The organism is Pantanalinema rosaneae CENA516, assembly GCF_050753385.1.
GTDB lineage: Bacteria > Cyanobacteriota > Cyanobacteriia > Leptolyngbyales > Leptolyngbyaceae > Pantanalinema > Pantanalinema rosaneae.
In genome coordinates, this window is sequence record NZ_JBLZFZ010000008.1 from 70817 (window position 1) to 86148 (window position 15332).

10 protein-coding genes and 1 CRISPR repeat array are annotated in these 15332 nt (G+C 48.0%); of the genes, 2 read left to right on the forward strand and 8 right to left on the reverse strand.

The genetic code is table 11. The features are described 5' to 3' along the window. Positions 1 to 12: 12 nt before the first annotated feature. The 8 genes from ACN4EK_RS06325 to cas6 all read right to left on the reverse strand — a co-directional run bounded on the left by ACN4EK_RS06325 (position 13) and on the right by cas6 (position 13663). Positions 13 to 1134 (reverse strand): hypothetical protein, encoded by a 1122-nt coding sequence (locus ACN4EK_RS06325; RefSeq protein ID WP_431656737.1) that lies wholly within the window; start codon positions 1132 to 1134, stop codon positions 13 to 15. 18 nt (positions 1135 to 1152) lie between these two features. Beyond that, the gene (locus ACN4EK_RS06330) at positions 1153 to 1596 is read right to left on the reverse strand and encodes a hypothetical protein (RefSeq protein ID WP_431656739.1); all 444 of its coding nucleotides are present in this window, start codon (positions 1594 to 1596) and stop codon (positions 1153 to 1155) included. Continuing rightward, positions 1593 to 2825 carry a type III-D CRISPR-associated RAMP protein Csx10 gene (gene csx10, locus ACN4EK_RS06335; RefSeq protein WP_431656741.1) on the reverse strand — a complete coding sequence of 411 codons (1233 nt, stop codon included), beginning with the start codon at positions 2823 to 2825 and terminating at the stop codon, positions 1593 to 1595. Before csx10 ends, ACN4EK_RS06330 begins: the two co-directional genes overlap by 4 nt. Further along, positions 2822 to 3550, reverse strand: a complete 729-nt coding sequence (locus tag ACN4EK_RS06340; protein ID WP_431656743.1) for an RAMP superfamily CRISPR-associated protein — start codon at positions 3548 to 3550, stop codon at positions 2822 to 2824. Before ACN4EK_RS06340 ends, csx10 begins: the two co-directional genes overlap by 4 nt. Continuing rightward, a complete protein-coding gene (cas10, locus tag ACN4EK_RS06345; protein WP_431656745.1) occupies positions 3547 to 5898 on the reverse strand; it encodes a type III-B CRISPR-associated protein Cas10/Cmr2 in 2352 nt (783 codons plus the stop codon). The genes ACN4EK_RS06340 and cas10 overlap by 4 nt, the downstream gene beginning before the upstream one ends. Further along, positions 5891 to 7120 (reverse strand): Card1-like endonuclease domain-containing protein, encoded by a 1230-nt coding sequence (locus tag ACN4EK_RS06350; protein ID WP_431656747.1) that lies wholly within the window; start codon positions 7118 to 7120, stop codon positions 5891 to 5893. The genes cas10 and ACN4EK_RS06350 overlap by 8 nt, the downstream gene beginning before the upstream one ends. Then, positions 7117 to 8049, reverse strand: a complete 933-nt coding sequence (gene crn3, locus ACN4EK_RS06355; protein WP_431656749.1) for a CRISPR-associated ring nuclease Crn3/Csx3 — start codon at positions 8047 to 8049, stop codon at positions 7117 to 7119. The genes ACN4EK_RS06350 and crn3 overlap by 4 nt, the downstream gene beginning before the upstream one ends. A 365-nt stretch (positions 8050 to 8414) precedes the next feature. Next, positions 8415 to 12455: a CRISPR direct-repeat array (repeat unit 37 nt; unit sequence GTCGCAAACTCCTAAATCCCCGCAAGGGGACTGAAAC). A 59-nt stretch (positions 12456 to 12514) separates the two neighbouring features. Continuing rightward, positions 12515 to 13663: a CRISPR-associated endoribonuclease Cas6 gene (cas6, locus tag ACN4EK_RS06360; protein WP_431656751.1), complete on the reverse strand. Its 1149-nt coding sequence runs from the start codon at positions 13661 to 13663 to the stop codon at positions 12515 to 12517. A gap of 232 nt (positions 13664 to 13895) precedes the next feature. Here cas6 and ACN4EK_RS06365 point away from each other — a divergent pair, with 232 nt between their 5' ends. Together ACN4EK_RS06365 and ACN4EK_RS06370 are read left to right on the forward strand one after the other, a co-directional pair. After that, positions 13896 to 14564, forward strand: a complete 669-nt coding sequence (locus ACN4EK_RS06365; protein WP_431656755.1) for a hypothetical protein — start codon at positions 13896 to 13898, stop codon at positions 14562 to 14564. 12 nt (positions 14565 to 14576) lie between these two features. Next, positions 14577 to 15071, forward strand: a complete 495-nt coding sequence (locus tag ACN4EK_RS06370) for a hypothetical protein (protein WP_431656757.1) — start codon at positions 14577 to 14579, stop codon at positions 15069 to 15071. The last annotated feature ends 261 nt before the right edge of the window (positions 15072 to 15332 follow it).

Below are 15332 nucleotides of genomic sequence, written 5' to 3' on the forward strand. Positions count from 1 at the left end.
ATTGCTCCTGGTCTAGGGATTTCTATTGACTTCAGGTTCAGTTCCGTAGCGCCTTAAAACTAACTGCCCATCTTCAGCTACACAACTCACTCTGATACCTTGCGTAACTCGAAAATGAGCAATGCCATTTTTGTTGGTATACACCTCATACAGAACTCCTGCATCATCTTTTAAGGCTCCTGTATCACCGTTCGATTTGCTAAAAAGATAGGATACTTTTGCCAGAACTTCTTGAAGCTTCACTCGTTGACTGATATCGCTAATATTTTCATAGTCCTTGTGAAAAGATTTCTGATATTGAAGCCTTGGTAAGGGCAAGAGATCATTTGAGAGAAAACCTGTCTTAACCTGATTCCATGTCAAGCGTCCCCAGTTAGACAAGGCACACTCATTTTCGGCAAAAAGAAATAGTGATTCAGGAAGTTTTTTGAGATCTTCTGATATAGGCAACCATGCACCAGCCGCCATGAGAGCAAATGAAGCCACATAGTCTTGAAATATATTGCTATTGATTACTATAGGCAGGCGTGGAATTTTGATGACTTCTGAATTAGCACCTTCAAATATATAGACAAGTTCATTTGCGTAAAACATGCCAATTGTGTTTAAATACCCTTGTAAGGCTTTAAAACCGCCAACCAAGTTGAAACATGTATGGTCATAGCCTTTAATAGCTGAGTCAAGCCAAGATAATAACTCATCTATTCCTTCTGTAAATGCTTGAGTGCTGGATGTTGAAAGTCCTGATGGCGTAAAAGTTTGGGTGGTGATCCGGTGGTTTGTTAGAAACTCTTGGACAATTGATGCAGTTGCTATGCCTTGAGCAGTATCTGTTGAAATTAGCCAATGCATATCTGTCTTACCTTGCTCTAACCGTTCATCATAGATTCCATAAATGCCATTAAGTTCTGCACTGGCTGCCCGAATTTGCTTGATGGAGCCTTTCTCTAATTTATGAATAGCTCTTGCTTGAAGAGTAGCAATAATATCTCTAATCTCCTCAGGAGTTTCCTCTAGCCTAAGATTGGCAGAGTCTCGGAGCTTAGGATACCAATCTTTTTCGTCTGGATTACCACGATCGATTTGTTGTGTGAGGAGGCTCGTTCCAACAGTTGAGAGTACAATTTTTTGCATTTTTGAATTCCTCAAACCTTAATTCTGCCCATCGTTGAGATATTTGAGATAACGAGCGCCGTACCCTAAATAACGGCGAATAAGTTCAATCCAAATTCGATCTACATCTTTTGTGCCTGCATCTTCAGCTATCTTTTCTGCTAAAGGTAAAATCTTGCCCTTTTGCTCTGGCTCTTTACTTTTCTGACCAATGTGTAAAATAATTTTTTCCGCAAGCGAGTTTCTGCCTCTTCCCCATTTTTTATCACGACCTACTTGATAGCGAAGAAAATTTTTGACTACCTCCGGGCTTTCAGTTGTATCGGAAACTCGAACTAAATTACGGAATTGAGATTCTTGCAAATCACCGTAGGAGGTTTTTGTATCCAAAGCATCTTGAATCAAAATAACTAGGGAATCTTCGGCTTGACGGATACCCTTTTGAATCTTAAGTTCAATTTCTGAGTTGAATTCTTGAGTCATACTGCTTGCTCCCGGAAAACTAAATGAAACTCATCACAAACTCGGATTTGTCCAAATCCTTCGGTGGTACGATCGCCAATACCTCGTAGCTCTAAAGCTTGTAATGCAGGTAGCCAGAGAGCTTGATCCTGTGTACTGAACAGGTATAACCCACCGGAATTAGTGACTAACTCTGTATCTTTCATCAGCCCCCAGGCGGCATTCCAACCAGAACGATAGTCATAACTGGTGTAGGCAACTTCGAGTTGAAGGTTTGGATCATCGACTTCGCACAACTCACATAACATCTCTGGGGAAAGCACGGTAGTTCGCTGCCAGTTCTCGCTGAGGATTGCATCTGATTGGAGATTCAAGGTAAAAAAAGTGCGATCGCGAACGTCATGATTTTGAGAATCACCAAAGACGCTCCACTTTTGCCATCGATCTTTGAGGGCACTATTGAATGCGCTCACCCGCTCTTTGACTGAGTGCTTCGCATCTTCAGTTCTCGCCTGAATTTTGACTTTTCCCAGACCTCTAGAAGCGGAACCACCCAGACGAAACGAATGCTGGTTAATATATTGCTCCAGCAGTTTAGCTAAAGCATCGTTCTGAATCAGGATTGCACTGTGATAAGTGGCTGGATGCTTATCCTTACCTTGAGCTTCAGTGAGGACTTCAATGCTATACAATACCTGTTCTTCAGCCGTTGCCCGTCTGCGGTTAATTCCCACTCTGGTTAAAAGCTTGCGATCGACTGAGTGGCTGAAATAGGTATTGCCTGACTGGCTGTAGAAGCCAGAATAGGGTTCAACCCGCCCAGCATCTTTGGGACAGTTCGGATCGTAAAGATGACCACAAGCACTGGCACAAAAGCGATCGAGGAGGGTATCAAACACACCATTCCCTTTTGGTTTAAACCCCGGATCGGTTTTGGAGCTAACTGCTGTTGTGGGTAAAACCCTGACATCCGATTGAATCGTCGGTTTATCGTTAATTGTTGTCAGACAAGGGTAGGCATTCCGAAAAATAGCCGCTGCTTCACTCAGAAACAATGCCTGAAAATCACCCCCATTTTCAGTTAGATCATTAGCTTCAGGATTTGCTTGTTGCAGAATCTGAGCCGCGATCGCGCCTCGAATTACCGTCCCTGGAATGTAGCCTTCCGCTTCACTCACCGATCCGTCCGGTTTGCGTCGTCCAATCGCTAGAGGTGACTCCGCCGTAATTGTCAATTGAATTTGCTTCATTGTGCTGCCCCTTGTGCCAGGAATTCCCAGGCAGACGGATCAATCTGCCAATCCGAACAATCGTCCCAGTGCAACCAACCTAAACCCGCCGATTTACTTCCGCCCAGGGCATGAATATGCTTCAGACCTGCTAGCATCAATGCCTTAGCCCATTCAGGAAAATCAGTTGGCACATGGATATGTCCGACAAAAGGTAACTGAGCATTCGCGGGTGACGTTTCTAGAAAAAACAATTTTTGGTTTTCGGCTGTCCGTCGCATCCGGTTCAGTGTCACTCCAGGGCGCAGCACTTCTGCTACACTGTCTGGATCTTGAGTGCAAATTAAATCATCAAATAGCACTTTAGACGGCAAAACCGGATTACCAAAAATCTGGCAAATCAAACAATGGTGCTGTTGGTTTGCCGTGATCCAATAGGCATTTCGATGAAACCGATGTTTCTCCTGTTCAGACAATCCTGTCCGTTGGGGACACATAGTTTGTGGGTTGGGGGAATTGCAGATTGACCACCCTAACCCCCTAGCCAACTTTTCACACTCATGGCGGAGCCGACCTTTTAACTGAGAGGCAGGGATGACAAGTTCATTCTTCGCTGTCCGAATAATTGGTTTATCTGCCAAAGAACCGGAGGAGCCACCCGCTCCCACACAGAGAGCCGAGTTAATTACGGCAGTTAACTGATAGGAAGTAATCGGGTTGAGTGGTAGGTCTTGCAACCGAATCATACTTCCACCTCCTGATTAGTTGACGATGTGGCTTTTGGAGTAGCTGCTTTTTCGACAAAGGGATATAAGTCTACCAACTCCCGCCACAGGGTTTCGTAAGTTACTGATTGTTCAGCATTTTCAGATTCCACCGTCATCCAGGGAGCCAAGTTGCCTGTGTTGGCTGAATCTTTCGGTTTACACCAGGCTTCCTCAAAGTAGGTTCGTAAATCTTGCTGCCCACGTGTCAGCCTGACCCGAAAGTAACGGTAATTGAGCATGGCGGTATGTTTCCCTTGCTCTAACAGGCTACGAAGCTGGTACAGTTGCGATCGCGGAAAGTCCACATCTTTAAGCACCTGTACGGTGTTCAGTAAACCGCCTAAGTCATGCAGTGTATAAGGGGCAGCGTACAGTTTCAGGGTTGGTTTTCCTGGATGAGATTTGGTCAATCCCTGAGTCCGAAACGTCTCAATACTGGATGAAAGCATCGTGACTGATTTCATGACCAGAAAATCAACCGTTCCACCGGCGTAATGATAGTGATCGTCCTGTTTCAATTGTTTGGCGTATTTTTTTGCTGATTTTAGGAGTTGTTCTGCAAGTCGCTGGGCATAGTAGATTGGAGTATCCTCTGCGGTGATTAATACACCTGTAGACATACTTAATTGACATTGTGATGGATGAATTGGTTCAACTCGATAACGGTGGCATTTACATGACTGGTGTAACTTAGAAGAATCTTGAACGCAGTAGTTATCATCAAAGTTAAGGAGAATATCTTCAAAATTTTCCCCGATCGTCTTTGCGACCTGCAATGCCTTGTCCGCAGGAACGACTAACAACACATCATCTCCCCCCACCGTAATAATCTCAAATGGATAGATCCACTTATCATTCCGATCTTGACTCTCCGGATCATTCAGCTGTCGAATTTGTCGGGGACGAAGATGTTCAAATAAAGCATAGTAAACAGCCTGCTCAGTTGCTTGAGTAACGTGTTCACTAAATCGTTGGTACTCCTCAGCCGTCTTGATCTGCTTCTGGATATACCCCCCCATATTGTTGCCATCGGCATAGATATAGGCAACAAACCCTTTCGGTGTACTCACATCCCCAATTTCTCTCAGCGATCGCGCTTCCTTATGTGATTCCTCTAAGGGTCGGTTATCAGGATTGTATGTGGCTGTTAGGTTCTCCTTCTCCAAAAACTTCTCGAATTTTCTGACCCAGCTTTCAAACTCCCCAGGCATCCACTCAATCTCTTGAGCTTGCCTGAACTCCTCGTACCACCGTTGTTCTCGTTCGCGTTTGGCTCTCTGTCCAGCAATGCGTTTACGGGCTACCGGTTCAGAAAACCAGGGTTCACCCGGAAGCCGAGTAGCCTGACCAATGGCACTGCGGCGATCGCTGCTATCCCGCCGTAAATAGGGATGGGTTTCAAACATGACTGGGTAACGCCGACTGGGACGATTAGGTAGATCATTTCCACTCCGACGCTGGTTAAATTGCCCTGCAAGTTTTGTGACTAATTCATTAAAATTCTTACGCTGTTTAAATCGTTCTTTAGCACTTAACTTTGGCTGATCATCTGGGTTGCCAAAATAGGCTTTAACCAGATCATGATTTGCGTTTTGACTATACCAATCCAGCCATTTAGTATGCTCAATCGAATCCTTAAGCAGTCCTAGTCGGAGTTCTAGCAAGCGAAAGCGATCGCCCACCGCACAGGAGTTAGCCGTTAAAGTTTCCCAGGTATAGCGTTTCTCGATCGCATTGGCTAAATCATCTACATAAGCGGTAGGGCAGAATGTGAGGATGTTCCCCCCCGTCGAATAAATAATTAGTTCGGGAATCAAGGCATGTGTGAGGTTGGCAATATCATCTTCACCAGGGAAGTGTTGAGTGAGCCATTGTTGTACAGTTTGATAATGATCGTTGAATGTCTCTGACTCAGGTGCTTTACCGAAGTAAGCAGGTAAGTCAATTAAGTTAATACGATCGAGTAACGCCGAAGCACCTCTAATATCCGGTAGTTTTGCGGCTTCAAACACATATCCTTTGATCTTGGTAGCACCACCGTAAACCAAGCCAATCTCGGTTGTTTGGTTCCAGAGTTCAGAGAACTTATCTTTCAAAGCCTCTAATTGATCGGGAAAATCTAACTGATCCAGTTGCCGGACTTGCTCAACCAGCGATCGCACCTCTTTGGGCACTTCATCTAACTTGCCAGCCTGTAATGCCTGACGCATCTGTTGCAGGGTAGACAGGGGAAATTGTGGTTGGCGATCGTTGCCCCAGGCAAGACACCAGGCAATTCCGATCGAAATATCTGTTAACTTCAAGGTGTTATCTTGTTGATTAACCATTCTGCTGAACCCAATTGACAATTTTTTGACCTAAGTGTTGTAAGTCTTGCCGACCGAAAACGGCAATTTTGCGATTGCGAGTGGCGACTTCTAACTCAGAGCGGAGAGAATCTGGGCGATCGTGACAACAAACCAACCCAACCCGGGCTTCTGCACCACCGAGCTGTCGGGCTCGGAGGTTAGCCTCGATGAGTTTCTGCTTACAGAGAGATCGGCGATCAGTAGTGGTGCAGGAGAGGGCAAACAATTGATAGTGCCGCATAAATGCCACATCAAATTCAAATTTGTCCCAAGGAGGTGTAGCTGCTCTGGCATCATGCATTCGGAAGCCGAGGCGAACTTCGTGAATTTCGGCAGCGGCAGCAATCTGCTGAATTTGGTGTAGAACGTAATGTTCCAGCCATACTCCATCTAGCCATTCACAGATTTGGCTCAAGCGTTGGAAACCATGTTTTTGGGCAGTAGCAAGGGACAATGTATTGCTTTCGGCTCCCAGATGTTGTTGCAGAACTTGTTTAAATGGATCAATTAATCCTTGTAAGCTGAGGGCTGGAAGTTGAGCTAATTCTGCTTCTGGTTTCCAATGGAAGAAGGGAGTTTTTGCCAGCCGCCGCAATTCACTATTGCACCAACTACGCCATACTTTTGCCCAATCAGCAAAGCGATGGAGATGAGCAAATTGAATAGCTACAGCCGTTTGAATAGGATGAACGATCGGGGGTTGGTGACTGTTCCAGGCTAGCCCATGAAGCTGAAACAATTGCTTGAGAGTAAGAGGTAAGGTAACTTTGAAGTGACTGCTGGCTCCATCGTCGTTGTCTAGAACCATTTCTAGGGTATTGGAGTCCAGGTAACTGAAGATGGCATTGGGATGGCTGTGTGCCAAAGCTCGGTAAGCGTGGACAGACATCACTTTTGTCCCACCTGTATAGTTCATGCCGACTGTGCCGGACAGCGTTGCCGCGATCGTTTGAATCTGTTGGCGGATTACTGAGGCTTCTGCCTGGTGCTCGCCTAAATTTACATAGCGAGGAGTTTGGAGGGTAGGTACGGTTCGGAGGACAGAGGCTAATCGCTCGGCTTGAAGTCGAGTATGAGTGGTATGAACCAGGTAAGGCGTTCCACCTGGTTGCAGTAGAGTCATAGCAGCGACAGCGTTGGGTAAGGGATTCTCGCCCATGAGTAAGAAGAGGTGGTTAACTTGGTAAGCGGGTCGGCTCATGCAGGCTCCCGTTGCAGTAGTAGCGCCCGAACACGTTCCAGCACCGGGCGGGGGAGCGATCGCGGGTGTTCGCGGTTCCAGGCTCCACAGGTCATCTCTAGATAGGGTTCCCCTTGATGAAAGATTTCACACTCATGCAAGACACTGTGAATCACCGAGATGGGGGTTAAGTTACCTCGGGCATGGCAAAACTCATGCCAGGAGGTGATGGTTTCTGGCTGGGAGCTAATAATCAGGTAGTGACTACAGGCTTCTAATAGGGGTAATTTTTCGGGTTGGACTTTGCCACCAACATCGACGATGACTAAAGACTTTTGCCGCCGCAGGTTGAGGATTGACTGGGCATGGTAGGGGAAGAAGCGATCGGTCAGTTGACCTTTATTTGTGGCTTTGAATTCCTCTGGATCGTCATGGTCAGGCAGTTCCAAAACATAATTGCCTTCACCATCCCAATTGGCGCGTTGAAGATAAACGTCGGGTGACTCAGGCAGTAATGCTTGAAAGACAGCATAGGAGAACACACTTTTGCCACTGTCGGGAGGACCGACGACCATTAAGGCTGGACACAGGGCGGCATCTGAACGCCGAGCGATCGCGGGGGCGGCTTCCCACAAATCAGCGATCGGAATCACCTGACCAATTGTGGTTTGGCGGGAATGGGTGGACACGACGATCGCTCCTAGGCGGGGGTCAAAGCAGGCAACCCAGGCGGTTGGATGGCATTCATGCACCAAATAGCTATACAGCCAAATGGGGGCACGACCGGAAATAATGACTCCTTTAGTTGTGTCGATACCAGGAGGCAGTTCCAGATTGACTAAATCTTGCGGATCAATGATGCGATCGGGTTGCGTTAGTTTGATCTTGATCTGTTGATAGAGCAAACCTTGGCGGGTTTGGTGATGACTGAGGTGCAGACGGAGAGACATGGAAGCAGTAATAAATGAAGAAGAACAGGTGAGAAGCTGGGTTTTCTCTGGCTTCAATTGTTCCCAGTATGCCCTATGGGTTGAAGAGGGGTATTCCAAAAGTGGAAATGGCTCTCTCGACAATCGCTAATTCTCTGTTTATGATTAAGCTAGTCCAGCAATTTCTGGCAAATCGAAGTGGGGGCGAAAACCCTAGGGGGTTTGCCAAAATGCCCAGAACCTTGACAACTCAATAGTTTCATCAGTTTCAGTAACTGAACTTGAGTAAAATTTCTCAACTAGGTTCAGGCTGTAATGGACTTTTTAGTCAGGTTTGCCAAAATCGGTTCTGAAAGCCTTACAGTATGAGCGATTCCCAAGCCGGAGTCGCAAACTCCTAAATCCCCGCAAGGGGACTGAAACTTGCCTGGATATTGCCTTACCCAACTTTCTGTCTGTGTCGCAAACTCCTAAATCCCCGCAAGGGGACTGAAACATTCGACTGAGCTTCTTTGTCCCAGGACTAGGGCATGTCGCAAACTCCTAAATCCCCGCAAGGGGACTGAAACTTATCACTGGTTTCAACTGTGGTTTGATACAGTTTTAGGTCGCAAACTCCTAAATCCCCGCAAGGGGACTGAAACCAGTGTCTTTTTTCATGCCACTTCATCCACAACAACAGGTCGCAAACTCCTAAATCCCCGCAAGGGGACTGAAACCCTGCCAGTTCATCCCAAATCCACAAATGCTGGGCTGTCGCAAACTCCTAAATCCCCGCAAGGGGACTGAAACATGCTGAGGTGTCCCTAGACTTTCAGGAATCTGGAGTCGCAAACTCCTAAATCCCCGCAAGGGGACTGAAACAAACCAAATGGCTTCTATTAATTTCAACAAAGATACGTCGCAAACTCCTAAATCCCCGCAAGGGGACTGAAACATCTGGAAACATATCAAGTGGAACATTCCAGAGAAGGTCGCAAACTCCTAAATCCCCGCAAGGGGACTGAAACCTGCTCGAAATGGCTCAAGTTTATCGGAAAGTTGGGTCGCAAACTCCTAAATCCCCGCAAGGGGACTGAAACAACTGACGATAAGCCTGCCCATTTATTTCCCAGCCAGCCTTGTCGCAAACTCCTAAATCCCCGCAAGGGGACTGAAACTCATCGGCAGCTGCGATCGCGAGTCGATCCTGGGCAGTCGCAAACTCCTAAATCCCCGCAAGGGGACTGAAACCACTGCTCAACTCTGCTTTAACGGGTTGCCATACTGCGTCGCAAACTCCTAAATCCCCGCAAGGGGACTGAAACCGTCCCCTAAAGGAAGCGACTACCTCCTCTTTAGAAAGTCGCAAACTCCTAAATCCCCGCAAGGGGACTGAAACCTTCAATGAGCTGAATTAGCTCTTTAAGTTCTGGGTGTCGCAAACTCCTAAATCCCCGCAAGGGGACTGAAACACGGCTGATCCGGACTCTACCGTCTTCTAGGAGAGTGTCGCAAACTCCTAAATCCCCGCAAGGGGACTGAAACCACTCCATCAGTCTTTCGGTTCCGATACTCGTAGGTCGCAAACTCCTAAATCCCCGCAAGGGGACTGAAACAGTGTGAGTAAACCCGTCATTCTGATCCGTTACCTGTGGGGTCGCAAACTCCTAAATCCCCGCAAGGGGACTGAAACCAATAGTTCCAGAAAGGGTTGCAGGATTGATTTTGAAAGTCGCAAACTCCTAAATCCCCGCAAGGGGACTGAAACTTGCTCATGATGGTTTTAGGTTGAATTTGAATTTTGAGTCGCAAACTCCTAAATCCCCGCAAGGGGACTGAAACCCCTGCTCTCTATATTCGACAATCAGCGCGGCTAAGGGTCGCAAACTCCTAAATCCCCGCAAGGGGACTGAAACTCCGGGCATTCTGGCGATCGCCCTTGCCAAATTTCGAGTCGCAAACTCCTAAATCCCCGCAAGGGGACTGAAACATCGAAAATGTCTGTTTCTTCTAAATAGATTCCATCCGTCGCAAACTCCTAAATCCCCGCAAGGGGACTGAAACACACTCGCTGGCTCTAACCGCAGAGCATTAGTGCGGTCGCAAACTCCTAAATCCCCGCAAGGGGACTGAAACCGTAGGGAGTCCCGGAGGTGGGTCAGTCCTAACTATAGTCGCAAACTCCTAAATCCCCGCAAGGGGACTGAAACGATTTTACTCTGAAAAAGTTCAAGAGGCTGTCAGCCAGCTCCACAGTCGCAAACTCCTAAATCCCCGCAAGGGGACTGAAACGGATGACCTCACGCCCATCTGGAGACGATACAGGCGTCGCAAACTCCTAAATCCCCGCAAGGGGACTGAAACTTACCTTGACTGTGCATTACGCAAGCCCAAGGGAACAGTCGCAAACTCCTAAATCCCCGCAAGGGGACTGAAACAACTGAAATGGACGGCAGGATTCAAGAATTTAGTGTCGCAAACTCCTAAATCCCCGCAAGGGGACTGAAACCATTCAAGGTTAATGACCTGGCTACAAAGGCATTTGAGTCGCAAACTCCTAAATCCCCGCAAGGGGACTGAAACTTGTCATCTAGTGATTGTTCCTCATGCCACATCGAGTCGCAAACTCCTAAATCCCCGCAAGGGGACTGAAACATCTTCTCGCAGGGTGTCTCTCCGCCCTCTGAGGGTCGCAAACTCCTAAATCCCCGCAAGGGGACTGAAACCTAGGCGTTCTGATGCGATGAACGAATCCCAACTGAGTCGCAAACTCCTAAATCCCCGCAAGGGGACTGAAACCCTAGCATAAATTGCTGAGTGAGTCTGGTTTGCAGAGTCGCAAACTCCTAAATCCCCGCAAGGGGACTGAAACAAATCAATGATTGAGGACAAGATGATGGTTTGTTCGTCGCAAACTCCTAAATCCCCGCAAGGGGACTGAAACTGCTTGCTCAACCAGAGCGGCTCCCCTACTTCTCTGGGGGTCGCAAACTCCTAAATCCCCGCAAGGGGACTGAAACAGGCTAAAGAATGGATAACTATGCAGGATGCCTTTAGTCGCAAACTCCTAAATCCCCGCAAGGGGACTGAAACGTGCTTGGTCAGCTTGTTTGCGTTCCGGCGGAATGGTCGCAAACTCCTAAATCCCCGCAAGGGGACTGAAACTCTGACATAGGCGGTCAGAACAGTCTGACCATCCTCAGTCGCAAACTCCTAAATCCCCGCAAGGGGACTGAAACTCTGTCTGACCCCAATAGAAATACTGAATCGTCTTGAGTCGCAAACTCCTAAATCCCCGCAAGGGGACTGAAACATCCACCCGGAAGTGATGGTCGCTCATCAGGCGTGCAAGTCGCAAACTCCTAAATCCCCGCAAGGGGACTGAAACACCGCCGCACCTGTAGTGATAGAACTCCCGCCCCAGGGTCGCAAACTCCTAAATCCCCGCAAGGGGACTGAAACTAAGCCCTGACACATGGCATCCAGGTCACGGAATGTCGCAAACTCCTAAATCCCCGCAAGGGGACTGAAACCTTTTGACAATCCCCGTCTCTTTAGAGCGGGGAATGTCGCAAACTCCTAAATCCCCGCAAGGGGACTGAAACACGCATTATTGGTCTAACCTCGGCTCAATTTCTTCAGTCGCAAACTCCTAAATCCCCGCAAGGGGACTGAAACCATGCGGATTAAAAGGATTAACGGTTTTGATGGGGGGGTCGCAAACTCCTAAATCCCCGCAAGGGGACTGAAACAAGCCGGGGGATGAGTTCTCTACAGCAAAGCCTTTGGGGGTCGCAAACTCCTAAATCCCCGCAAGGGGACTGAAACACTAAATCACGTCCGTTATCGTTCTCACGTTTATGGTCGCAAACTCCTAAATCCCCGCAAGGGGACTGAAACACCGAAGATAGTCGGCAAACAACTTGCCGCACTGCTGGGTCGCAAACTCCTAAATCCCCGCAAGGGGACTGAAACGAATACTGGGACGGCATTACCCACTACCCAATATTTGTCGCAAACTCCTAAATCCCCGCAAGGGGACTGAAACAGTAGTAGTAGTCATGATTTTCTGCTCCTCTTAGTTGTCGCAAACTCCTAAATCCCCGCAAGGGGACTGAAACCAGAATAAAGAGGATGATCAGGGTCAGCTTTCAAGGTCGCAAACTCCTAAATCCCCGCAAGGGGACTGAAACACTAGGAATTCAAGGTTGGGGGCTTCTGCTGCATGTGGTCGCAAACTCCTAAATCCCCGCAAGGGGACTGAAACTATGGAGTTGCGGATTCAATCGTCTTACCTCCAATCGTCTTACCTCCAATCGTCTTACCTCCAATCGTCGCAAACTCCTAAATCCCCGCAAGGGGACTGAAACAAGTGAGATAAGCGCTGATAGTTTCCGTCATCATCTCTGTCGCAAACTCCTAAATCCCCGCAAGGGGACGGAAACTGAACTGCCAGTTAACCAATCCGAGAGCATGGGATCACGATCACCAGATAAGCTCCTAGTTATGGCTCATCCTTCAACGATCGTCGCGCCAGCTTCACATAGGTTTTTGCCGTCTCATACCCAATCCCCAAATCCGCCGCGATCGTCGTCAACGATTCCCCCAACTCCCGCCGCGCCAACACCGTCGCCCAGGTTTCCGCCGTCTTCTGTGCCCGCTCCCCCCCCGATCGCTGACGTTGGGCAAAAAAGATTTCCGTCAACTCCGCAATCCGTTCTGCCAACGCCGTTTGTAACGGAGAAGTAACCGGAGGTGCGATCGTCGTCTCCCATCCTAATTGCGTTTGCCCCAAGCCAAACGGTGTTTTATGCCCCGTCCCACAGTAAGGAGCCAACTGCGTCAACGCATAGAACAACTGCACAAACTCCGGCTCCTGATTTGCCGTCCGGTTCAACCCCAACTCGATCGCCCCTGTAAACCCCGTCACCGAACCCCGTTTTCCGGCAGCAACCTTCGTAGAGTTTAATTGCACTTGATGGATAATGACATGATCATCCACCCAATCAAGAAACTCATCCTGATCAATCGGTTGCCCCGAAAAATCATTCCAGCGCCGTAGGTAACTGTGGAACACATTGCGAGGATAAGGCAACGGAAAATGATGTCCCTTACGCCGAAAACTAGTGGGAGTCAGAAAACTTAAACAGATCGATCCCGTTTGTTTAGCCGCCATTGCCCAGATTTGCTCATACGTCATGGCTGGATACAGAATCCCTACCTGCCGAACTTGTAGCGGGGCACGATTCAACCCAACTTCTGGCAGCAACACCTTCAACCACTGCTGCAATCCCTGAGCCAGCGATCGCTCCAGCGCCGTAATCACCCAACGGTAAGTCTGCCCCACTTGTAACTGCACTTCTCGCCCACTCGAAATTAAGGGCCCTTCTAATCCAGATAGCGTGAACGGTTTTTCCGACTCCCCATCATGAAGATACGCCGATAACTCCGGATCAATTTGGCGAATTTGATCCAGAAACCAGGCATGAAGACCCACAGTATACTGTGCTGGTAACGACCCTGCTGTTAACGCGACCAACTCAAACACCAAGCCAACCAGTTCTGCCTGATCTGACCATTGCGGAACTGGAAGTGACTGAACCGGAGCTTTTGTGCGCGATCGACGTGCTACCCCCTGAGTTCGTGGAGCCATGTAACTAAAGGAAAACGTTGCTCTACATTTTACTCCATCCCCCTACGGGGACAATCCTCCGCTAAAAAGTAGAAGGATCGGGGAGAATCATAGACCGCTCTCTACGGATTGATTTTTCCTAACCTAAAAGACTTTTTGGAAACTTCACCAAAACCGAGATCCAGGTCACACCTTGCCAGATTGAACCAATCTAGCCTTGAAGAGTAGAGCAGGTAAGTCCTGAGGGGGTAAGATGCCAATGAGAAGAGCGGATCGGCGTGACGATTCTTTTGATAACTCGATTCGCAACCTTCGATCGCAGCAGTCTGAGCCAGCTTCTTATCATGAGCTAAGATCCAGCGTGATGACGTTACGGGCACAGAAAACCGAATTGCAGCAGCGGGTTCAGGACACAGAACAGCAAGTAGAACAGACTCACCAGCTTTACCTGGAAGAACAACAGAAGTACCAATCAACGCTCGTTCTCTATCAGGAAGCTCAAGTACAGACCCAGTCATACCTTACCCTCTATACCGAAGAGAAGCATAAAAACAGCGAATTACAAATTAAATATGAGCAGGCTCAAGCCGAAACTCAGCATTATTTGACGCTATATCAGGACACCCAAACCCAATTGAAGTTAGAGCGGCGGTCAAAAGCTGGGATTAAAGGGTGGGAAACTCGGCGCAAGCGAGAGAATGAACGGCTGAAGCAGGAAATTGGGGAAATGACCGTTCTCTTGCGTGACTCCCTTACCCGGAAGGATGAGGCAATTAATAATCTCGAACTGTTGGCAGAGCGGATGGATCGCATTCAATCCCTAGTTGACTCAGTTGAAGGAGAACCCACCAATAACCCAGTTAACTTCCTCCAAAAGATCTCTCGGATCTGGCAGGCAATCAAAGACATCCTTACAGAATAGAGAACTATACCGATGAGTAACGATTCAGTTCCTACCCTTCACACCTCTCGAAAACCGACTTTTAGCGATCGCATCCGTGACATTGCTAATCAACTGAGACAAGAGAGCGAGGTTCAGATTAAAGCGACTTCTCGTATTCTAGGAGCGGCGGCCCAAATTGCCCAAAATCATGATCACCTCATTGACGAGGTAATCGAGATGGTTGAGGAAGACTTGAACCAGCAAGCACAGGCCCATCCGTTAGAACCTTATACGGTTGAAAACCTTCAGCAGCAGTTCAAAACCCTTAAGGATGCAAAGGCTCATTTTAGCGTCAAGGTATCTAGTTGGGCCGCCTTGGTTGCCAAGTTGAACGAGCAACGACCAAACTCGCAGACATACTCCTCAGAATCTCAAGCTCCTGTGATTGAGCGCCTTGAGGCGATCGAACAGGAAGTTCAAGCCCTACGAGGTGATACCAATCAGATCCTCAATCTTTTGAGCCAGGTTCTGAAAAAACTTTCATAGCATAGCGGAACAACGTCATCACGAATAATCGAACCGTTTGAGGGCTCCCGATCGCTAACACTCGTAAGACATTAGGCACAGGATGATTATCTGATTCGGTGAACGATTCACTAAGATCTTGATCCGACATAGTTGATCCATCTCTCCTTAAGTGAATCAGGAGCGCTTGTGGATCAGGGGATCGGGATCAGTAAATTTCTTTGAATTACTCCTGCAAACCGTATCTACGAACCAGATGAGCAGGAATAGCTTGATTATGAA

Bases quoted from the DNA above. Each gene is read 5' to 3' on its own strand.
- ACN4EK_RS06365 (WP_431656755.1), top strand. From the start codon at position 13,896: ATGCCAATGAGAAGAGCGGATCGGCGTGACGATTCTTTTGATAACTCG.
- ACN4EK_RS06325 (WP_431656737.1), bottom strand. From the start codon at position 1,134: ATGCAAAAAATTGTACTCTCAACTGTTGGAACGAGCCTCCTCACACAA.
- cas6 (WP_431656751.1), bottom strand. From the start codon at position 13,663: ATGGCTCCACGAACTCAGGGGGTAGCACGTCGATCGCGCACAAAAGCT.
- ACN4EK_RS06370 (WP_431656757.1), top strand. From the start codon at position 14,577: ATGAGTAACGATTCAGTTCCTACCCTTCACACCTCTCGAAAACCGACT.
- crn3 (WP_431656749.1), bottom strand. From the start codon at position 8,049: ATGTCTCTCCGTCTGCACCTCAGTCATCACCAAACCCGCCAAGGTTTG.
- cas10 (WP_431656745.1), bottom strand. From the start codon at position 5,898: ATGGTTAATCAACAAGATAACACCTTGAAGTTAACAGATATTTCGATC.
- ACN4EK_RS06340 (WP_431656743.1), bottom strand. From the start codon at position 3,550: ATGATTCGGTTGCAAGACCTACCACTCAACCCGATTACTTCCTATCAG.
- ACN4EK_RS06350 (WP_431656747.1), bottom strand. From the start codon at position 7,120: ATGAGCCGACCCGCTTACCAAGTTAACCACCTCTTCTTACTCATGGGC.
- ACN4EK_RS06330 (WP_431656739.1), bottom strand. From the start codon at position 1,596: ATGACTCAAGAATTCAACTCAGAAATTGAACTTAAGATTCAAAAGGGT.
- csx10 (WP_431656741.1), bottom strand. From the start codon at position 2,825: ATGAAGCAAATTCAATTGACAATTACGGCGGAGTCACCTCTAGCGATT.